Below are 20,125 nucleotides of genomic sequence, written 5' to 3'. Positions count from 1 at the left end.
TCCGTTTGGCGGCACCGTGCCCCACGGCGCCCGGACATCGCCCTCAGGAGCGCGGACGAGCGCCGGCGATGCGCGCGCGTGCCCGAGCGGCCCAGACGGAGTCGGGGTGCGCGAGGGCGAGCGCCGCCTCCCAGGACGCGCGCGCCGCGGCGGGATCGACGTCGGCCAGGATGTCGCCGCGGAGGAGCCGACGCGATGGCTTGTCCTCGACGCCGAGGGCCTCCTCGATACGCTGGAGCGCAGCGCCACGATCGCGCGTGCGCTCGTAGGCGGCGGCGACCTCTAGCGCCTGGCCGAGCGACGCCGGCGCGTCGAGAGCGCGGAGCCGCTCGACGATCGGTCCGAGCGACGCGCCGTCGAACGTGAAGGTCGGTCCCGCGCTCGCCTCGAGCCGATACGCCGCCCACCCGCGGTGCACATCGCGCTGGAGGCGGTGGAGGTCGCTGAGAGCGATCGGGTCGAGCGCCGCCAGGACCCGCGCGATCGTGGGCCGATCGCCGACGACGACGAGCGCCGCCAGTGCCCCGAGAGCGTCGGTCACGGTGCGTACGGGCTCGTCGATACGGAGGAGCGCCTCCGCCGCGCGCGCGAAGTGATGGAGGCGGAAGGCGCGCGACGCGAGGAGCCGGCAGCGCGACGGGTCGCCCTCGACCAGCGCGAGGGCCGCGTCGAAGACGGGCTCGAGCCCTGCGTGGGGAGTGCGAGCGTCGACGTAGTCGAGCGCGAGCGCGACGACGTGGAAGGTGGTCGCCGCGCCCCGGCCCTCGCGGGCGTCGCGCGCCGCGAGGTCCCCCGCCGCCGCGAAGACGCAGCCCTCGCAGATGTAGCCCGCGCTCCCCTCGAGGATCCGCGGCACCTCGCTCCGGTGAGCTCCACAAAAGTTGCAGATCGCGGCGTCGTTGGGATCGCCGCCAACGAGCTGGTGCAGGCCTTTGCGGATGGACTTCACGCTCATAGGTGTGAGTCTACGGACCGATGGTGGCCATCCTTCCCGGATCGTAAGTGAATCAGGCCAACCGGACGTCGTTCAAGTGGTCGTGCCGTCGCCGCGCTCACGCTTGCCTGCGTCTGCGCATCTCCGGGCGAGCGCGAGACGAGCCACACTGACTGCGCTGAGTCACCGGGCTGCGGGTTGTTGGCATTTCGAGCGCGTGCTACCCGACGCGTCATGACGCTACGCTTCCTCGCCTTCGCTGAACGCGCGCCTCGGAACCTCCGCCGAGCCGGCGGTGCCCTCGGGTCGCTCGCGCTTCTCCATCTCGCCAGCTGCTCCCCCGGCGCCGCCGCGAACGCGGCGCGCGTGGAGGCGCCGAGCGCGAAGCAGGCCCTCGGTGACGCCCCGGCCCCGCCGTGCACCGCGGTGCCCGCGGTCGCGCAGACGCTCGTCATCGATCTCCCCTCCTCGCAGCGGACCGATTTGGAGCTCGCGATGAAGTCGGGCCGCGCCGTCGTTCACTACGGCTGCGACGGGATGCGCGTGCTGTCCAGCTGCGAGCTCAAGGGAGACTATCGCTTCGCCGGCGTGAGCCTCAAAGAGGAGGTCGTCCAGCTGAAGTCTCAGGACGAGATCCGCGCCAGCCTGCCCATCTCGGGCGCGACGCTCGCGGGCGGTGTCGCTCGTGGGACGAGCCTGGATCTCGCGACCGCGATGGTCGGTCGCAGCACGGCGCTCGGCAGCGCCGCGGCCAAGAGCGAGCTCACGGGCGCGTGCGAAGGCGCGACTCACTTCGTGCGAGCGGTCTACGTCGGGGCGTTCGCGATGAGGCGCGGGAGCGGCGCGACCGTCACGGCCGCCGCGGCCCTCTTCGGCGGCTCCGCCGACGCGAAGAGCGAGAGCGACAAGCAGACGAACCTTCGCGACGGCTCGCTCGACGCTTGCAAGAAATCCGCCCCCGACTCGGTGCAGGCGCCCGCGGACTGCCACAGCGCGATTCGCGTGGAGCTCTTCCCTATTGGCGACGCGCGCCCCGGCGCGGACACCGGCCTCTCGACCATCGCCAGCCCGTGCCCCGAGGGCTACGCCTTCGCCGCTGGAAGGTGCACGACCGCCGCAAAAGATGAGGCCTTCCTCTGCGCGCCCACGGACGAGGCGGCCTGTCGTGCGCAATGCAAGAAGGGCAGCGCGGCGAGCTGCTACAACCTCGCCCACCTGCTCACCGGCGTCGAGGACGCGTGCAAGGGCAAGGGGGAGGGCTGCATCGCCATCGCGGGCGCCGCCGTCGGCGCTGCGAACTATCCGCAGCACCTCGAGGGCGCCAAGCTCTACGAGAAGGCCTGCGCCGACGGCGTCCCGGCCGCGTGCTTCTACGTCGGCAGCCACATCTCTGAGGGGCTCTACGGCTACGCCAAGAGCGACGACAAGGCGGACGCGAGCTTCGATCGTGGCTGTAGCCTCGGGCACGCGCTCTCGTGCGCCAAGCTCGCCGAGCGCCTGGAGACGCGAGACCGGGCGGCGCCGCGCGCGGTGACGCTCTCTCAGCGCGCGTGCGACCTCGGCTATGGCCCTGGCTGCTTCGCGGTGGTGGCCAAGTACCTGAAGGGGCAAGGCACACCGAAGAACCCGGCCGCCGCGCGCGCCGTGCTCTCTCGCACGTGCACGGCGGGAGACGCGAAGCGCTGCGCGGAGCTCGGCGTGCTCATGCTCGACGGCACGCTCGGCGACGACGCGAAGAAGGATGTGCCCGGGGCGCTCGCGGCGCTCGGCCGAGGCTGCGATCTCAAGCGCGAGGAGTCGTGCCGACTCGCGGCGATGGCCTGCTCGGGGGAGTGGGGAGTCGCGAAGGACGCGGCGAAGGCGAGGTCCTATTTCGACCGCGCCTGCGCCGGCGCCGCGGCGACGGGGAAGGCCTGCGTGAGCCTCGCCGCGCGCCTCAAGAAATAGGCTGACTCCTGGTTTCGGATCCCCGGACGGGCAAGCGCCCGCGGTAGGCGCGCGCGTCTCCGAGGGGTGCGGCGCGCGCGATGGGGCGTTGCCGTGCCAGGATCAGGCTCGGTGATTTAGAACTCGACGCCCACGAAGAGGCGCAGGCGAAACGTGGCGGCGCCGCCCGCGAAGGCGCGCGCCTTCGCGGCGCTGCCGTCGATCGCCGCGTAGCGCACGTCGAAGCCGAGCGGGCTCAACGCGACGAAGAAGTGACCGTACGCCAGGTTCGCGCGCACGTCCGCGCCCGCCGAGAGGGCGACGATCGACGCCGCGGAGCTTCCGCCCTCGAGGTACGTCACGTTGGCGAGCATCGCGGTCGGCTCGACCTCGAGTCGCCACCGAGGGCGGGTGAACAGCGGGATCGCGAACCCCAGCGTCGCCGGCTCTACGCGGAGTCCCGTCGCCGAGGCCGCGAGGCTCACCGCGCCCGTGAGGTGGTAGCGCAAGAGCCCGCCGCCCAGGGACAGCTCCGCGCCGAGGTTGTGCGTTCCGCCCGCGACGGCGTGCAGCACGTCGGCCGGATCGCCCGTGCGCGAGGCGTCGCTGAGCTCGATGCCAGGCGCGTAGACCGCGCCGATTCGCAGCGTGGGGGCTGCCTCGGCCTGCGTGGCGACGAGCGCGAGCCCGGCCGCGGGGAGCAGCGCCGCCAAGAGTTGGAGCGCGCGTCGCGTCAGCGCGGACCTTCGTGAACCGTCTCGCATCGTCCTCCTCCTCAGAGCTCGATGGCCTTCCACTGCCCGCCGCGGAACTTCAGCGCCATGACGATGGCCGCGAGGACGGCGTAGAGCACCGCCGCCATCCACATCCCGAGCAGCCCGATCTTCAGCGTGATCGCGAAGACGAACGCGAGGGGCACGAGGATGAGGAAGATGAGGCACAGCTGCGCGATGGCGACGAACACCGTGTTCCCCGCGCCGAACAGCGCCTCGCTCAGGATGAGCGCCATCGCGATGATGGGCGTGACCACGCCCATGACGCGCATGGGCACCATGGCGGCCTCGCGCACGGCCTCGGAGTGGGTGATGAACCCGACGATCTGCGGGGTGAAGAGCACGCCCTCGCACAGCCCGATGAAGCCGAAAATGGCCACGCCAAGCTTCACGCTGCCCCACCCGAAGCGGTCTGCGGTCTCGGGTCTCTTCGCGCCGAGCGACTGGCTCACCAGCGTGGCCGTGGCCGTCCCGAACGCGATGCAGGCCGTGAAGGTGAGCTTCATGATGGCCACGATGTTCGTGGTCGCGGCCCCGTTGACCGCCTCGGCGCGGCCGCACGCGCCGACGATCACGTTCGTCGCGTCGGAGTGCGAGGCGATCTCGTCGAGCCGCCCCGCGACCCGCGAGAAGGCCCCGAACCCCACCATCATGACCACCGTCGACGCCGCCGCGGGCAGCGAGAGCTTGAGCAGGTCTTTCGTGAGGCTCCAGGAGAGGTTCGAGCGGCGATACGGCGAGAAGCGGACGCGCTCTGGCAAGGTGAACGCCAGCACGATGAGGAGGCCGATCCACGTCGAGACGAAGGCCGAGAACCCGGCGCCGGGCGCGCCCATCCTCGGGGCGCCGAGGTTCCCGAAGATGAAGAGCCAGCAGAAGAGCACGTTGAAGATGTTCATCACCACGGCCGCCACGAGGTGGACGTGGGTCTTGCCGATGCCGTCGAAGAACGACTTCACGCCGACGGTCATCGACATGCCGATGATGCCGAACACTCGCCAGCGCGAGTACGCGAGCGCCACCGCGTGCACCTCCGGGCCGAGGTTCATCATGCGGAGCAGCGGGCCTACCGTGAACTGCGCGACCACCGTGAGGATGAGCCCCCCGAGGAGGCAGAACCACGCGGCGTTCGCGAGCACGGCCCCGGCGGCCTCGGGCTTCTGCTCCGCGTAGCGTCGCGCGGTGAGCGCCTGGGTGCCCACGCTGATCGCCGACAGCGAGCCCCCGAAGAGCCACACCAAGATGAGCGACGGCAGGAGCGCGGCCTGGGCCGTCGAGCCGTCGCACCCCGGGAGGCGCGCGAAGAAGACCACGTCGATCTCGTTCACTGCGCTCTGGGAGAGCATCGCGATGACCGTCGGCATCGCGAGCCGGAGGATCGTGGGGTAGGTCGGGCCGTCGAGCAGGCGCAGCTCGACAGAGTTCGGTTTTTCCATGCTGCTGGGCGTCACGCGTAGAGCTCGGGCCGCGCGAGCGCGCCGCGGGAGGCAGGGCAATACCGCCCATGGCCGCGTCTGACAAGGATCGCCATGAGGTGGGAAACTTCCCTACGTAGGCCGCCGACCCGCCGCCGTCGCTGATTTAGCGCCGCGTAGGCTTGCGCCCGCCGCCGAGGCGAGCGCGCAGGCGGCGCGCTTCGGTGGAGTCGGGGTGCTTCGCGAGCCAGTCGTCCAGGATCTGCTTGGCCTCTCCCCCGTGTCCCGACGCGTCGAGGACCTTCGCGAGGAAGATGCGCGGCTCCGGCCCGGGGTCGTTGGCGGCCCACTCGCGGCCTGCGCGCCGCGCCTCGCGGCTAGCGCGCGCGACGTAGGCGGCTCGCGCCCACGCGCGGAGGGCCTGAGGGTCGTGGGGATTCGCGGCGGCGGCCTGCCGCGCGGAGGCGAGCTCGCCCGTCGCTTCCGCCGCGGGCTCCCGGGCGGTCGCGCGGTGGAGCAGCTTCGTCGGCGCGGGGGGCGCCTCCTCGGCGTCCTGGAGGGCGGCCTTTGCCTCCTCGCCGGGCTTCGCGGGCGGTGGCTCGGCGACGGCGAGCCCGGCCCCGGGGGCCGCCTCGGGCTTGGTCGGCGGCGCGGGCGGCGGCGCCGCGGAGGTCGACGCGGGCGGCGAGGAGAGCGCGGCCGACTCGGCGTTCGGCGCGGCTGCCGTGGTCGCCGTGGCCCCCACGGTGGGGGCGGGCGCCACCGGCAGCGAGTCGACCGTCACCTCGGGGATCGCGGGCGCGCGCGCCGTTGCGGGCGAGCCCCCGAAGAGCCCAGCCAGCCCGCCGTTGTGGCGCGCGTAGCTCGCGCCGCCGGCGAACACCACGGCGAGCGAGGCGATCCCCGCGAGCCCGACGAGCACGCGCCCGACGCCGCGGCGCCGCTCGGTGCGGGCGAGCGCGGCCTCGAGCGCCTCGCGCATGGCCTTCGCGCTCGGGTAGCGATCGTCGCGCGACTTCGACAGCGCCTTCATCACGATCGCCTCGATCGAGGCCGGCAGGACGCGGTCGGGCGCCATCTGCGCGAACGACTCGGGCACGTCGCGGAGCTGCTTGCCCATGATGGCCACGCCGGACGTGCCGGTGAATGGGCAGGAGCCGGTGAGGAGCTGATAGAGCACGCAGCCGAGCGCGTAGATGTCGCAGCGCTCGTCGACCGGCTCGCCGGCGACCTGCTCCGGCGCCATGTACTCCGGCGTGCCGAAGATCGCGAAGCCGCGGGGCCGGGCGCCCTCGTCGCCCTCGACGTCGCTGAGGGCCATCGCCACCCCAAAGTCAAGCAGCTTTACTATGCCGGTGCGGGTCATGAAGAGGTTCTGCGGCTTCAGATCGCGGTGGACGAGCCCCGCGGCGTGCGCGGTCTCGAGGGCGTGGGTGATCTGCACGCACACGTCTACCGCGTCGCGGGTGCGCAGCCCGCGGCTGGCGTGGTCGTCGGAGTCGAGCCGCGCGTAGCTCTCCAGCGTCTCGCCGTCGAGCAGCTCCATCGCGAGGAACACCCGGCCGTCCAGCGCCTTGCCGAAGTCGTGGAGGTGCACGAGGTTCGGGTGCTTCAGGTTGGCGACGACGCGCGCCTCACGGCGGAAGCGCTCCACCGCGTCATGTGCGGCCGACTGCGTCGGGGCCAGCACCTTCACCGCGAGCTTGCGCCCGAGCTCGACGTGCTCGGCCTCGAACACCTGACCGCTCTCGCCCTCGCCGATCTTCTTGCCGAGGCGATACGGCGTGCCGGCGAGCGTGGAGGGGTCGTCGCTCATGTGCGCGGCTTGGAGCTCCGCGACCTTGTTCGAGCTCGGCGTGACGCTCTCCGACCGCAGATGGCGGGCCTGCTTGAGCAGCTTGCCGAACTCGGCCCGCGAGCGCGCCGGCTCGCTCGGCCAGAGGGTCTTCATGAAGCTCGCGATGCGGCTGCGAACGCTCCGCTCGCCGCCCTCCTTGGCGGGGGCCGATTGGAGCAGCTTCGCGAGGTCCTTCGCCGCGTGGCTCGCGCTCAGGTAGCGCTCGTCGGGGTCGTTGGCGACGAGGCGCTGGAGGATGGCGTCGAGCTCGGCGGGGACGCCGCGCGTGCGCGGGAGCGACGGCACCGTGAAGCGCCCTTGGGCCACCTCCTCGAGGTGCTTCTGCGGATCGCCCGCGAGGAGGCGCTTGCCCGCGCAGAGCTCCCAGATCATGACGCCCATCGCGTAGACGTCGATGCGCCCGTCGCCCACCTCTTGCCGGGCGACCTCGGGCGCGACGTAGCCGGGCTTCGCGAAGACCACGCCCGCGACCGTGTGGCACTTGCGGTTCTGGCCGCGCGCGGTGCCGAAGTCGATGAGCTTCAGCTCGCCTGCGTAGCCCACCATCACGTTCTGAGGTGAGAGGTCGCGGTGAACGATGCCGAGCGGCGTGCCGTCGGAGCCGGCGCGCTCGTGCACGTGCGCCAAGGCCTGCCCGAGCTCCACGCCGATCGCGACGGCCTCGGGCCACTCGATGCGGCTGCCGAGCTGGATCGCGCGCTGGCGAACGTCGGCGAGCGAGCGACCCTCGACGTACTCGACGACGGTGTAGGGCTCGCCGTTCTCGTCGCTCGCGGCCTCGATCACCTGGGCGACGCCCGGGTGGTTCAGCTGGGCCTGCACCCGGGCCTCGTCGAGGAACCGCGCGAGGAACGAGCCGTCGTGGATGTGGTCGCGTCGCACGGTCTTGACGACGCACGGTCGCTCCGCGCCCTCGATTCCCGTGCTCGCGGCGAGGTAGACGTCACCCATGCCGCCGCGCGCGAGCAGCCGCAGGAGCAGCAGCCGCCCGAACGCTCTTGGGAGGGGAATGGCGATGTTGCCGGACGAGAACCCAGACTTGACCGTCTCTTCTGCCGCGCTCGCGCTCATGGGCCGGATGCATAAGGAACCGCGGGACCTCGGGCCAAGTTTTCGCGCCGGCGCGCGCCTCGAGGTCCACGCGGCAGGTCGCGCAGCAGGTCGCCTCTGCGCTACGGTAGGTGCATGATCTTGCGCCCTTCCTCCACGCTCGTCTCGTTTCCCCTCGTGGCCCTCGCGACCGCGCTCGTCGCGGTGGCGGCGTGCTCCTCCACGCCCACCCCCGCGGCCGACGCCGGCGTCGCGGCGACCGACGCCGCGACGATCGACGCCGCCGCCAGCGACGCCACGCCGCCGCCGCCGCCCGATGGCGGCCCCGTCGACGCGTCGAAGCCCGACACCGCGGTGCCCGGCGCGTGCGACACCAACGGCTTCGTGTCGGTCGCCGACGACGGCTTCGTGAAGTCCTCCGACGGGTCGGTCGGCGTGGTGAGCCAGACGACCCTCGCCTCTCCCGTCGACGCGATGGAGCTCGTCCTCGTGCCGCTCACAGGCAACGCCGTCACGGTGGGCAAGCGAACGCTCACCGCCGTGGACGCGAGCTACGACACATGCAAGACGTGCGTGCTCATCCGCACGAAGTGCGACGACAACCTCTCGAACTGCCAGAAGACCTTCATGGCGAAGACGGGCAGCGTCGACGTCACCACGTTCGGCGGAAAGGGTGGCCGGCTCGAGGCGTCGCTCGACGTGTCTCTCGTGGAGGTCACGATCGACGGGCAGAACAAGACCTCGCCCGTCGCTGGCGGCAAGACCTGGTGCCTCGCCGCGCACAAGGTCGTCGTCGCGAAGCTTCAATAGCCTTTCCACGTGCCGGCGGCGTCCCGTAGCCTCGACGGGCGCCGCGCGATGCGGCCGAAGAAGGGGTGCCCATGAACAAGAAGAGTCTCGTGTGTGTGCTGGTGCTTGGGGCGATCGCGGCCGTCACCGCCTGCAAGAAGGACGAGCCCGCGGCGCCCGGCATTGGCGTCGCAGAGTGCGACGCGTACATCACGAAGTACGAGGCCTGCATCGGGAAGATGGGCGCCGCGGCCAAGTCGGCCGCCGAGCCTGGGTTCAAGGCCCAGCGTGACGCGTTCAAGCAGGCGGCGGGGACGCCGGCGGGGAAGGCGGCCCTCTCGACGCAGTGCAAGGCCGCGATGGACGCGATCAAGGCGACCTGCCCCTGAGGGGTGGCCGCGCCGCGGGGCGAGGCTCGGCCTCTCCTCGCGGCCCGCGCGGGCGCCGGCGCTTGGCCGCCGTCGGTCGGCCTGCTAACAGCGCGTGCCAATGCCGCGCCGCGACGACCTGACGAAGATCCTCCTCTTGGGTGCTGGGCCGATCGTGATCGGCCAGGCGTGCGAGTTCGACTACTCCGGCACGCAGGGCGCGAAGGCGCTCGCTGCCGCCGGGTACGAGGTGGTGCTCGTCAACTCGAACCCCGCCACGATCATGACCGATCCGGAGCTCGCTCTCCGGACGTACATCGAGCCGCTGGACGTGGAGACCCTCGAGGCCATCCTCGAGCGCGAGCGGCCTCAGGCCGTGCTCCCCACGCTCGGGGGCCAGACGGCCCTGAACCTCGCGCTCGCGCTCCACGCGCGCGGCACGCTCGCGAGGCTGGGCGTCGAGCTGCTCGGCGCGCGCCCCGAGTCGATCGCCAAGGCCGAGGACCGCCAGCTCTTCAAAGACGCGATGACCCGCGTTGGGCTCACCTGCCCCCGCGCCGACACCGCGCGGTCGCTCGAGGAGGCCCGGGCCATCGTTGCCACCACCGGCTATCCCGCCATCCTCCGCCCGTCGTTCACGATGGGCGGCAGCGGCGGCGGCATCGCGTACAGCGCGGCCGAGCTCGACGAGAAGGTGGCCTGGGCGCTCGCGCAGTCGCCGACCGCCGAGGTGCTGGTCGAGGAGAGCGTCATCGGCTGGAAGGAGTTCGAGCTCGAGGTCATGCGCGACAGCGCGGACAACTTCATCGTGGTCTGCTCCATCGAGAACCTCGACCCGATGGGCGTGCACACGGGCGACTCCATCACCTGCGCGCCCGCCATGACCCTCACCGACCGCGAGTACCAGCGCCTCCGGGACGCGGCGCGCACGGTGATGACGGAGATCGGCGTCGAGACGGGCGGCGCGAACGTGCAGTTCGCCGTGAACCCGCGCGACGGTCAGGTCCACGTGATCGAGATGAACCCGCGCGTCTCGCGCTCGTCGGCGCTCGCGTCCAAGGCCACCGGCTACCCGATCGCGAAGATCGCGGCGCTCCTCGCCGTGGGGTACACGCTCCCCGAGCTCACGAACGAGATCACCAAGACGAGCGCCGCGTTCGAGCCAGTTGTCGATTATGTCGTGGTAAAATGGCCTCGGTTCGCCTTCGAGAAGTTCCCCGGCGCCGACGACACGCTCGGCACCCAGATGAAGAGCGTGGGCGAGGCGATGAGCATAGGCCGGACCTTCGCGGAGGCCTTCCAGAAGGCCGCGCGCTCGCTCGAGACCGGGCGCGAGGGGCTCGACTCGCTGCTCGACAAGGCCGACCACCGCGCGCTCGCGGCGCCGCGCCGCCCGAGGGATCTGAACATGGAGGCGGCGTCCGACGAACGCCCGAGCGCCACGAGCTTGGGCGGCGCGCTCGGTGGCGACGAGCTCCGCGCGGCGCTCCGCGCGATCGTCCGCGTGCCTCGCGCCGATCGCATCTTCCACGTCGCGGACGCGCTGCGGGTGGGCATCTCCGCAGAGGAGCTCCACGACCTCACGGGGATCGATCCTTGGTTCCTCGGTGAGATCCGCTCGATCGTGGAGGCGGAGGCGTGGCTCGCGGAGGGGTTCCCCGATGCCGCCGGGCTCCTCCGCGCCAAGCGCCTCGGGTTCTCCGACAGGCGCATTGGCCTCCTGGCGGGCGCGACCGAGGACGAGGTCCGCGCCCGCCGCGAGGCCGCGGGGGTGAGGCCCGCCTTCCTGCGCGTCGACACCTGCGCCGCGGAGCTCGCCGCGGACACGCCGTATATGTACTCTGCATATGAATCGGCGAGCGACGCCAGCCGGAGCTCGGGGAAGCCCAAGGTCATGATCCTCGGTGGCGGCCCGAACCGCATCGGCCAGGGGATCGAGTTCGACTACTGCTGCGTGCACGCTTCGATGGCGATGCGCGACGCGGGCTTCGAGACCGTCATGGTCAACTGCAACCCGGAGACCGTGTCGACCGACTGGGACGCGTCGGACAGGCTCTACTTCGAGCCGCTCACGCTCGAGCACGTCCTCGCCATCTGGGAGGTCGAGCGCCCCGTGGGCGTGGTGGTGCAGTTCGGCGGGCAGACGCCGCTGAAGCTCGCGCGGGCCCTCGAGGCGCGCGGCGTCACGCTGCTCGGCACTACGGCCGATGCCATCGATCGTGCCGAGGAGCGAGGTCGCTTCGACGAGCTGCTGGAGAAGCTCGACCTGCGCCGCCCCAAGAGCGGTGTGGCGACTGGGCTAGCCTCGGCGGTCAAGGTGGCGGAAGACATCGGGTACCCGGTGCTCGTGCGCCCGAGCTACGTGCTCGGCGGTCGGGCGATGGCGCTCGCGCACTCGCGGGAGGAGCTCGACCGCTTCGTGAAGCTCGCCGTCGAGGCGGCGAGTGACGCGGAGGCGAAGACCATCCTCGTCGACCAGTACCTGGAGAGCGCCGTGGAGGTCGACGTCGACTGCGTGGCGGACGGCCGCCGCGTCGTGATCGGCGGCGTCATGCAGCACATCGAGGAGGCCGGGGTGCACTCGGGCGACTCGGCGAGCGTGCTGCCGCCCCACTCGTTGGGCCCGGAGATCGAGCTCGCGATCGAGGAGCAGACGCGGAGGCTCGCCCTCGAGCTCGGCGTCGTGGGGCTCATGAACGTGCAGTTCGCCGTCAAGGGTGGCGAGGTCTACGTGTTGGAGGTGAACCCCCGCGCGAGCCGCACCGTGCCCTTCGTGTCGAAGGCGACCGGCCGCCCGCTCGCGAAGATCGCGGCGAAGGTGATGTTGGGCGTCACCCTCGACGATCAGGGCGTGGCCGATCTCCCGGCCCCGAGACACGTGGCCGTGAAGGAGAGCGTCCTGCCTTTCGCGAAGTTCCCCGGGGTGGACACCATCCTCGGGCCCGAGATGCGCTCGACCGGCGAAGTGATGGGGATCGCCGGCACGTTCGCCCGCGCGTTCGGCAAGAGCATGCTCGCGTGCGGCCTGTCGATCGCGCGACCGTCGGACGTGCCCGAAGTGTTCGTGAGCGTGAAGGACGCGGACAAGCCTCTGGCCTGTGGCCTCGCCCGACGCCTCCGCGCGCTGGGCTACGAGATCGTCGCGACACGTGGCACCGCCGCCGCGCTCGAGCGCGCGCGTGTGCCGGCGCGGGTCGTGAGCAAGGTGCGCGAGGGCTCTCCGCACGCGCTCGACGCGCTGAGCAGCGGGCGGGTGGGGCTCGTTGTGAACACCACGGTCGGAGCGGGCAGCGTGCGGGACAGCTACTCGCTGCGGAGGCAGGCGGTGCTGCAAAACTTGCCCTACTTCACGACCATGGCCGCCGCGCTGGCGGCGTGCGATGCGCTCGAGGCGACGAGCGGCAGCGGGGCGGCCCCGGCGGTCCGATCGCTGCAAGAGTGGGGGTCCACCTAGCTAGCTAGCACTACTGCGAGAGGTTCCTCTCGCTGCGCAGTTCGCTGAGCGAACGGCCGTAGTGCGAGCCGTTTCTTGTAGGGGGCGCGGCGCCCCCTGTCGGCCACAAAGCTGGCCGATTCACCCCTCCGTCTTGTCCGCTCCGGCGGCCAACGAGCACCACCGCGAGAGCAAGCGCTCGCAGTAGTGCTAAGAGGCGCGCCGGCGAAGGACTGCGATCAGCGCGACGCCGTGAAGGTGCGCTTCCTGGCTCGTTCGTCGAGCTGCTCGAGCTCCTCGGCTTGCGGATCGAGCTCGGGGAAGATGGCCACGCGGAGGCGCCGCTGGACCTCGTCCTCGCGCACGGCGGCCACGATGTCGCTGACACGTGCGCGCGCGTCGGGCGCGGTCTCGACGCGCATCAGGACGCGCCCGGCGGCGGCGCGGAGGTCCTCGGAGGCCTCGGGATCGCGCAGCGTGAGCCAGAGGTCCTCTCTCTCGATCGTCCCGCCGCGGTAGCCGGGCTGAGCGAGGAGGCTCGCGGCCATATCGACCCGCGCGAGCCAGTCGCGCGCCGACTCGTGCCCGCGTCGCAAGGTGTCGATGCGCGTGGTGGCCTCCGGCTTCTGTGGGCCGAGGCCACCTGCGCGTCCGACGCAGGCCGCGAGCTGCGCCGAGAGGATCTCGAGCTCGGCGTCGTCGATGCCCGCGCCGGCGAGGGCGCCGACGCGGTGGCGCGCGCGCAGCGTGCCGCCGTGGACGCCGAGCTCGAACATGCTACCCGTGCGAGCCACCCCGGAGATGGCTGAGTAGGGCACCTGGCTTTGCTGATACCCGCGGAGGGTCACGCCGCGTGGGCCGAGCTCGATGGTCTGGCTCGAGTCTCGGAGCGCGGCCCACACGACGCCGAGGAAGGCCGGGAACGTGGCGAAGAAGAGCGCCACTCCCGCGAGCTCGCCGCTGCCGGCGAACGCGGCCACGAGCGCCGCGAGCGAGAGCGCCGCGGCGATCGCGCGTGCGGTAGGCGCCGACGTGTGCGCTGCGCCAGGCACGAGCGGCCAGGTGACGGCGCCGAGCCCGCCGTGGCCGATGCCGAGCGCCTCGCGAGCCCGCTCGAGCTCTTCGTCGTTCGCGAACACGAGCGTCGTGGGGGTCTGGCGATCGCGCCGCGCGAGCGTGAGCGCGATGCCGTGGGAGACGCGGGCGGTCGAGGCACCGACGACGTCGCGGGCGCGGACACGCTGGGTGCGGGCGCCTCCGACGAGGCGGAGCTCGCCGCCGCCGAGCCGCACTTCGACGTCGCGCGGCGCGAGGCGAGGGAACACGCCCGGGAGGCACGCCGCGAGCAGCACGAGCGAATAGGTGGTCGCGCCGCCGGCTTCGAGGGCCACCGCCGCGAAGGGGAGCGCCCACAGCGCGAGGGGCGCAGCGCGGAGCGCGAACGGACCCTCGCAGTCGTGGAGGATGGCCCGCATGGCTCCACGATACCGGTGGCGAGGATCTTTGGGAATCGGCGCAGCCGCGCGTGCGTCCATCGCCACACTGAGGCCGCGCACGACCCGGGAAAACCTACGGGCTCGCTCGCTTTTCGCTATGCTGCTGACCACGATGACGAGCGGGGACGAGAGGCGGGCGCTCCAGGCGCTCGAGCGCCTGCGGAGGATCGGCGTGGACGAGGCGCGAGGGGCGCTCGCCGCGGCCGAGCGCGCCCGCGACGAGGCCCTCGAGGCCCACGGGGAGGCGCGCGATCTGGCGCGCCGCGAGCGTGGGCTGCGCGACGCAGAGCTCCGCACCGAGAGTGAAGGTGCGCGCGGACGCGAGCGCTTGCGGGCGGCGGAGCTCGGCGCGCTCGCGGCGTTCCGCGAGGCGCGCGACGCGGGGCTCGAGGCGCTCCACCGAGCGGAGCGCGAGCACGCGGAGGCCGCGGCGCGCGCGGCCACGGCCGCCGAGACCGCGCGCGCCCGAGCTCGGGACCAAGCAGGGGGAGCACCAGGCGCTCGTGGGGCGGCTCGCGTCGCTCGACGCCGACGCGCGTCGGCGCCGCGATCGCGCGGACGACGACGAGGCCTCCGATCTTCACGCCGCGAGGCGCGCGTGACCGCCCCGCCGCCGCGACGAGCGCGCGCCGTCGGCGCGGCGCTCGTCGCGCTCGCCGCGGCGGCCTCGATGGTCGCCGTCTCGTGCCGGCGCGGCGTGGTCGAGCCCACGCGCGCGCTGGCGCCCACGGACGCGGAGGCCGGCAACGAGCTTCAGCGGCGCGCTGCCGCCGACGGCGGCAGCGCGCCCAAGGCCGGCCGAAGCGCGCTGCGACCGGCCCTCGCGGACGCCCGCATGGCGGGTGTCCGCGAGGCCCTGCGGGCCCACGACGCCCCGGGCGCGGCGCGCCTGGCGGGCGCGGCGCTTTATAGATCCGATCTATCGCTCGAGGACCGCTGCACCTTCGCGCTGCTGGCGGGACGCCTCGCCCTCGCGAGCGGCGAGCCGCCCGCCGCGGCCGCCGCGTTCACCGCCGCCGCCGCGCCTCCGTGCCCGCTCGCGCCCTACGCGAAGCTCGGCGGCGCGCGCGCCGCGCTCGCCGTCCGGTCGTACGACCTCGCGGCCGAGCTCGCCGGGGCCTCCGCGGCCGCCGGCGTCGCCGCGGCCGAGGACGCGCAGATGGTGCAGGCCGAGGCGCTCGCCGCGTCGGGCAAGCGCCCGCAGGCGCTGGTGCTCTGGCGCCAGGTGCTCGCGTCGTCGCCGCGTGGCCCCCACTGGGTCGAGGCCGCGGGGCACGCGGCCTCGACCCTCGCGGACGGCGACGCGAGCGCGGCGCCAGAGGCGTACGCGCTCGCGTCGCGCGTGCTGCTCGAGACGCCCCACCGGGCCGAGCACGTCGGCGCGCGCGCGTCCCGCGCGCGCGCCGCCGGGCCCGCCAAGCGGCCCGTCGAGCTCGACCTCGAGGAGCGGGTCGGCGCGTCGCGCGGGTGGCTCGAGGCGGGCGACCACGCGCGCGCGCTCGCGGAATCTTCAGCTCTCTTCGTCGACCCGAAGCTGTCGCCGGCGGGGGCGTGCGCCGCGGCGATCGTGCGCGCGCAGGCGACAGCGCGCGCCGCCAAGAGCGCGGCTCAGGCCGACGCGTGGGGCGACGCTCTCCCGAAGTGCGACGCCCAGCCCGAGCTTGTCACCGCGCTCTACAACGGCGCGAAGGCCAGCGTGAGCGCGAAGCGCCCGCAAGAGGCGCTGGCGCGCTTCGCCGAGGTCGAGCGTAGGTTCGCCGACCACCGCCTGGCCGACGACGCCGCGCTGCGCGCCGCGCTGGTCGTGGCGGAGCACGGGGGCGAGGCCGAGGCCGTGTCGCGGCTGGTCCAGCTCGCCGAGCGCTACCCGACCGGCGACATGCGCGGAGAGGCCCTCTTTCGCGCGGCCCTCTTCGCGCTCCGCGCGGGAGACGACGCCGCCGCGAAGCCCCTGCTCGAGCGCGTCGACGCCCTCTTCCCCGACGACCGCCACTGGGCGACCGCCGGTCGCGCGTCGTTCTTTCGGGCGCGGATCGCCGAGCGCGCGGGCGACCCGGCCGCCGCGCGGGCGCTCTTCGTGGCGACGCTCGAGCGCGCGCCGCTCTCGTTCTACATGGGCCGGGGCTACGCCCACCTCGCCGAGCGCGACCTGGCGGGGGCGCGCGCCGAGCTCGCCCGCGTGGCCGCCCGCGACACCGCCGTCGCGTTCGCCGCGCCCTCGCGCGAGCTCTTGCAGTCCGCGCCCTTCCAGCGCGCCCTACGGCTCCTCGAGGCGCACGACCTCGAGGCCGCGAAGCGCGAGTTCGCAGCGGCGCACGCCCTCGGCGATGCGGCGCCCGCCGAGGCGGTGTGGGAAGTCGGCGCGCTGTTCGACCAGGTCGAGGCCTGGGAGATAGGCCACGGGTTCTCTCGCGGGCGCGTGCACGACCACCTCGCGCGTCTCCCGGAGGGCGCGTTTCGCGGCCTGTGGGAGACCGCGTACCCGAAGGCGTTCGCCGGTGAGGTCGCGCGGGGCTCCGCCACCCACGGCGTGCGGGCCTCGCTTCTCTGGGGCGTCATGCGCGAGGAGTCGAGCTTCGTCGCCGACATCCGCAGCCCGGCGAACGCGTACGGGCTGATGCAGCTCATCCCGTCCACGGCCAAGTGGATCTCCGGCGGCGCCGTGACGCACGAGTCGGAGCTCAAGCGCCCCGAGGTGTCGGTCGACCTCGGGGCGAGATTGCTCGCGAAGTTGCTCGAGCAGCACCACCACCCGGCGCTCGCCGTCGCCGCGTACAACGCGGGCTCCGGCGCCGTGAACCGCTGGGTGTCCGGGCGCACGACCGAGGAGATCGAGCTGTTCGTCGAGCTCATCCCCTACGAGGAGACCCGCAACTACGTGAAGCGCGTGCTCGGCACGGCCTCCGCGTACGCGTACCTCTACGACCGCGATCGCCTCGACGACGCGCTGCGGCTGCCCTCGAGGGTGCTCCCTTGAGGCGACGTCGTGCGTCGGGCCTGGGGGACGGCGCGTGAGCCAGCTGTCGTTCGGGTTCGCGGAGCGTCCGCGCGCCCACGCCCCGCCGCTCGATCTCGGGCGCCCCATTTTCGTCGTGCCCACCGAGCGCCATGTCGAGCGCCTCACGGGCGCCGGCTACCGCGCCACCACCCTGCCCGCGCTCGAGGAGCGGCTCCTCGGGGCGCTCGCGCCCGACCTCGCGGTCGCGACGCGCGCAGAGGAGCGGGCCGCCATCGCGGCGCTCGCGCCGAGGCTCCCCGGCCGGGGCCGCGTCGATCCTACGAGCGCGGCGCTCGCGGCCGCCTGCGAGTCGGCGCTCGACGACCTCGCGGCCTTCGTCGAAGAGGTCGAGCCTCGCCGCGCGGCGTCCCTCGGAGCTCCGCAGAGCGGCCCCCGGGACGCGAGGGTTCGCCTGCTCGCGGCCCTCGAGACCTCGCTCTCGGCAGATCTCGCGCGCCACGGCCTCGTCGCACGGCGACACGTCGCGACGCGCCTCGTCGCGCAGAGCGCGCGCGTCCCCCCCGAGGTCCTCGCCGCCGCGCTCGGCTCGCACGTGCTCGAGACCCGCCTCCTCGTCGACCTCTCGCCGCGCAGGCTGCTGCTCTTCAAGGCGCTCGATCGCGAGCTCGGTAAGCTCGGCGGTCGCGCCACCGTGTGCCTCCCCAGCTTCGAGCGACCGGTCGACCCTTCGCGGCAGCCGGACCATCTCGAAGCGCTCGTCGCGTGGACGGCCTCGTGGCTCGACGACGCTCCGCGCACCGATCCCATCCCCCCGCGGCTCGGGACCCTCGACGACGCCCCTCCACCCGAGCCCGCGCTGGAGGGGCTCGAGGTCCGGTTCGCGGTGGACGCCGAGTCCCACGCCCACGCGATCGCCGACGCCGTGGTGACCGCGCTCGACGGGGGCGCGTGCATCGACGACATCGCCGTCGGGGTCGTGCGGTGGAGCGAGCCGCACCTCGCGGCGCTGGCGCGCGCGCTGGCGGAGGTCGGCGTGCCGAGCCACGGGCTCCCGCGGCCCGCCTCGGCCTTGCGCACGTTCGTGTTCGACGTGCTCGCGTCGCTCGACCAACCAGGGCCACGCACGCTCGCGCGGCTCCTCACGTCGCCCTACGTCGACGTCCTCTCGCGGCCCTCGGAGCGCGCTCGCCGCGCGCGTGTCGCCCGGGCGCTGCATCGCGCCCCGCGATCGGCCGACGGGGCGCACGGGGCCTTCGGCTCTCTCCGCTCGCTCTCCGCGGAGGAGTCTGCCGAGGTCGGTCGCTTGCACGAGCTCGTGACAAGCTTCCCCCTCGGCGGCACCATGGGGGAGCTGTGCGCGGCCACGCGCGCCCTCTTCCAGGCGCTCGGCGTCGAGGCCCTCGCAGGCCGTGCCGATCTCGGCGCGTTCTCCGCGGACGAGGCCTCGCCCAGCGCGCGCCTCGAGCGCGAGGCGGTCGCGCGCGACGCGAGGGCGTGGGGGGAGCTCTCCGAGGCGCTCGATGGCCTCGCCGCGGCGTCGCGTCGTCTCCAGACCGAGCACGTCGTCCTCCCGCGCGCGCGCTTCGTCGAGGAGCTCGCGGCGCTCGCACCCCTCGCCACGTCGCTGCCCGGCGCTTCGCGCGCGTTCGCGCTGCGGGTGGCGACGCCGAGCGAGCTCGCCGGCGAGGAGCTCTCTCTCCTCGTGCTGGCCGACGTCTCCGGTCGCCTCGCCGCCGAGCCTCGCTCTCCGCTCGTCAACGGCGACATCCTCCGCGCTCTCGGCGCCGGCGCCGCGGGCGGCCCGGAGGAGGCGAAGGCCGTCGCGGGGATCGCGCTCGCCGCCTCGCGCGCGGAGCGGGTCGTGCTCACGGTCGCGACGGCCGAGAGCGACGCCCCGGTCGACGTCGCCCCGTTCGTGTCCCGCCTGCTCCGCGCCGGCGTGGCGAGGTCGACGTGGGGCGCAGGCTCTCGGCTGGACCGCGCGCTCTCGCTCGGGGACCACCGCGTCGCCTCGTCTCTCGCCGGGGTGCCTCCCGACCCGGCGGTCGCCGAGCGCGTCGACGTCGAGCGGGCCCGCGAGGGCTTCTTCCTGGACGAGCGCCGACCCCTCTCGCCACGGGTGGGCGCGCTCACCCCCACAGAGGCCTTCGCCCGAGCCATCGCCGAGGAGACGGGAGCCGAGGTCGGCCACCCGCTCGCCGTGACGGGCCTCGAGCGGCTCGCGGAGTGCCCGTTTCGCGGCTTCGCCCAGGTCGTCCTCGGCGCGCGCGACGCCCCGGAGGACGCCGAGGTGCCAACGCCCCGCGAAGAGGGCGCCGCGCTCCACGCGGCCCTCGCGGTGGCGCTCACGGCCGCGCGCGCCCTGCTCGCCGCGCGCCCGCGTGTCCCGACCGACATCCTCGCCGCGGGCCTCGGCGCGGCGCGCGCACACCTCGCGCGTGAAGCGGAGTCCCCGCTCGCCGGCGTCCTCGCCCTCCACGTGCTCCACCGTGTGGAGGCTGTGCTCCGCGAGGCCGCCGCCGACGAGGTCTGGGACTTCGACGTAGCCGAGCAGGCGTTCGGCGAGCGCGTCGGATGGCCGGGCCTCTCGGTGGGGGCCGACCTGGTCGTGCGCGGGCGCATCGATCGAGTCGACGTCGGGCGCACTCAGGCCGCTGCGCGGGTCATCGACTACAAGCGCGGCCGCGTGGAGGAGACCCTGCGCCACGTAGGCACTACCGCGCTGCAGGTGCCGCTCTACGCCCTGGCGGCGCGGCAGGCGAAGCGTGTGCGGGTGGTCAAGGGAATTTACCTCTCTCTGCGTGAGCTCGAGCGAGGTGGCGCGGCGGCGCGGCGTGGCGAAGACGTCGTCGCCCGCGCACTCGCAGCGACGGGCGAGGCGGGTGAGGCGGGCGAGGCGGGCGAGGCGGGCGAGGGGGGCGAGGCGGGCGAGGCGGGCGAGGGCGGCGCGGTCGCGTCCGCGCTCGCCGCGGTGCGACGGGTCCGCGCGGGTGATGTCGCGCCGCGTCCGGTGCTCGACACGCAGTGCCGCACCTGTCCGTTCGCCGGTGGGTGCCGCCGGCCGCGCTTCGCGATGCCCCCTGAGGAGGACCTGATCGTGGGCCCTCACGAGGGAGGGGCCTGA

Annotated in this window: 12 protein-coding genes; 6 read left to right on the top strand and 6 right to left on the bottom strand. The window is 73.5% G+C overall.

From position 1 onward, the window contains the following. Nucleotides 1-43 precede the first annotated feature (43 nt). Entirely contained in the window at nucleotides 44-955 is a 912-nt protein-coding gene (locus IPQ09_02540) for a ClpX C4-type zinc finger protein (GenBank protein ID MBL0193100.1), read from the bottom strand. A 213-nt stretch (nucleotides 956-1,168) separates the two neighbouring features. On the opposite strand from IPQ09_02540, the gene IPQ09_02535 reads away from it, so the two are divergent. After that, nucleotides 1,169-2,881 carry a sel1 repeat family protein gene (locus IPQ09_02535; GenBank protein MBL0193099.1) on the top strand — a complete coding sequence of 571 codons (1,713 nt, stop codon included), beginning with the start codon at nucleotides 1,169-1,171 and terminating at the stop codon, nucleotides 2,879-2,881. Nucleotides 2,882-2,997: 116 nt separating this feature from the next. On the opposite strand, the gene IPQ09_02530 is transcribed toward IPQ09_02535, so the two are convergent. From IPQ09_02530 to IPQ09_02520, 3 genes are all read right to left on the bottom strand, one after another. After that, complete coding sequence (locus tag IPQ09_02530; protein MBL0193098.1) at nucleotides 2,998-3,624, bottom strand: hypothetical protein; 627 nt, start codon at nucleotides 3,622-3,624, stop codon at nucleotides 2,998-3,000. Between the two features lie 11 nt (nucleotides 3,625-3,635). After that, nucleotides 3,636-5,069, bottom strand: a complete 1,434-nt coding sequence (locus IPQ09_02525) for an MATE family efflux transporter (protein ID MBL0193097.1) — start codon at nucleotides 5,067-5,069, stop codon at nucleotides 3,636-3,638. A gap of 145 nt (nucleotides 5,070-5,214) precedes the next feature. Continuing rightward, nucleotides 5,215-7,977, bottom strand: coding sequence for a protein kinase (locus IPQ09_02520; protein MBL0193096.1), 2,763 nt, complete (start codon nucleotides 7,975-7,977; stop codon nucleotides 5,215-5,217). Between the two features lie 114 nt (nucleotides 7,978-8,091). On the opposite strand from IPQ09_02520, the gene IPQ09_02515 reads away from it, so the two are divergent. The 3 genes from IPQ09_02515 to carB all read left to right on the top strand — a co-directional run bounded on the left by IPQ09_02515 (nucleotide 8,092) and on the right by carB (nucleotide 12,567). Further along, entirely contained in the window at nucleotides 8,092-8,766 is a 675-nt protein-coding gene (locus IPQ09_02515) for a hypothetical protein (GenBank protein ID MBL0193095.1), read from the top strand. A 71-nt stretch (nucleotides 8,767-8,837) separates the two neighbouring features. Next, nucleotides 8,838-9,134, top strand: coding sequence for a hypothetical protein (locus IPQ09_02510; protein MBL0193094.1), 297 nt, complete (start codon nucleotides 8,838-8,840; stop codon nucleotides 9,132-9,134). A 100-nt stretch (nucleotides 9,135-9,234) separates the two neighbouring features. Continuing rightward, the gene (gene carB, locus IPQ09_02505; protein ID MBL0193093.1) at nucleotides 9,235-12,567 is read left to right on the top strand and encodes a carbamoyl-phosphate synthase large subunit; all 3,333 of its coding nucleotides are present in this window, start codon (nucleotides 9,235-9,237) and stop codon (nucleotides 12,565-12,567) included. 218 nt (nucleotides 12,568-12,785) lie between these two features. Here the strand turns inward: carB and IPQ09_02500 are convergent, their stop codons facing one another. Together IPQ09_02500 and IPQ09_02495 are read right to left on the bottom strand one after the other, a co-directional pair. Beyond that, on the bottom strand, nucleotides 12,786-14,021 hold the full coding sequence (locus IPQ09_02500) for a hypothetical protein (protein MBL0193092.1): 1,236 nt from the start codon (nucleotides 14,019-14,021) through the stop codon (nucleotides 12,786-12,788). Nucleotides 14,022-14,115: 94 nt separating this feature from the next. Next, nucleotides 14,116-14,523: a hypothetical protein gene (locus IPQ09_02495; protein MBL0193091.1), complete on the bottom strand. Its 408-nt coding sequence runs from the start codon at nucleotides 14,521-14,523 to the stop codon at nucleotides 14,116-14,118. A gap of 117 nt (nucleotides 14,524-14,640) precedes the next feature. Between IPQ09_02495 and IPQ09_02490 the strand changes: the two genes are divergently transcribed. Next, the gene (locus IPQ09_02490) at nucleotides 14,641-17,019 is read left to right on the top strand and encodes a lytic transglycosylase domain-containing protein (protein ID MBL0193090.1); all 2,379 of its coding nucleotides are present in this window, start codon (nucleotides 14,641-14,643) and stop codon (nucleotides 17,017-17,019) included. Nucleotides 17,020-17,053: 34 nt separating this feature from the next. Continuing rightward, a complete protein-coding gene (locus IPQ09_02485) occupies nucleotides 17,054-20,125 on the top strand; it encodes a PD-(D/E)XK nuclease family protein (protein MBL0193089.1) in 3,072 nt (1,023 codons plus the stop codon).

The organism is Myxococcales bacterium, from assembly GCA_016720545.1.
GTDB lineage: Bacteria > Myxococcota_A > Polyangia > Polyangiales > Polyangiaceae > JAAFHV01.
The sequence above is the reverse complement of the archived record's forward strand: the minus strand, read 5'-3'. Positions and strand labels throughout refer to the sequence as shown.

Excerpts from the sequence above, each read along its gene's own strand:
- IPQ09_02520 (MBL0193096.1), bottom strand. The coding sequence starts at position 7,977 with ATGAGCGCGAGCGCGGCAGAAGAGACGGTCAAGTCTGGGTTCTCGTCC.
- IPQ09_02540 (MBL0193100.1), bottom strand. The coding sequence starts at position 955 with ATGAGCGTGAAGTCCATCCGCAAAGGCCTGCACCAGCTCGTTGGCGGC.
- IPQ09_02500 (MBL0193092.1), bottom strand. The coding sequence starts at position 14,021 with ATGCGGGCCATCCTCCACGACTGCGAGGGTCCGTTCGCGCTCCGCGCT.
- IPQ09_02515 (MBL0193095.1), top strand. The coding sequence starts at position 8,092 with ATGATCTTGCGCCCTTCCTCCACGCTCGTCTCGTTTCCCCTCGTGGCC.
- IPQ09_02530 (MBL0193098.1), bottom strand. The coding sequence starts at position 3,624 with ATGCGAGACGGTTCACGAAGGTCCGCGCTGACGCGACGCGCGCTCCAA.
- IPQ09_02510 (MBL0193094.1), top strand. The coding sequence starts at position 8,838 with ATGAACAAGAAGAGTCTCGTGTGTGTGCTGGTGCTTGGGGCGATCGCG.
- IPQ09_02535 (MBL0193099.1), top strand. The coding sequence starts at position 1,169 with ATGACGCTACGCTTCCTCGCCTTCGCTGAACGCGCGCCTCGGAACCTC.
- carB (MBL0193093.1), top strand. The coding sequence starts at position 9,235 with ATGCCGCGCCGCGACGACCTGACGAAGATCCTCCTCTTGGGTGCTGGG.
- IPQ09_02525 (MBL0193097.1), bottom strand. The coding sequence starts at position 5,069 with ATGGAAAAACCGAACTCTGTCGAGCTGCGCCTGCTCGACGGCCCGACC.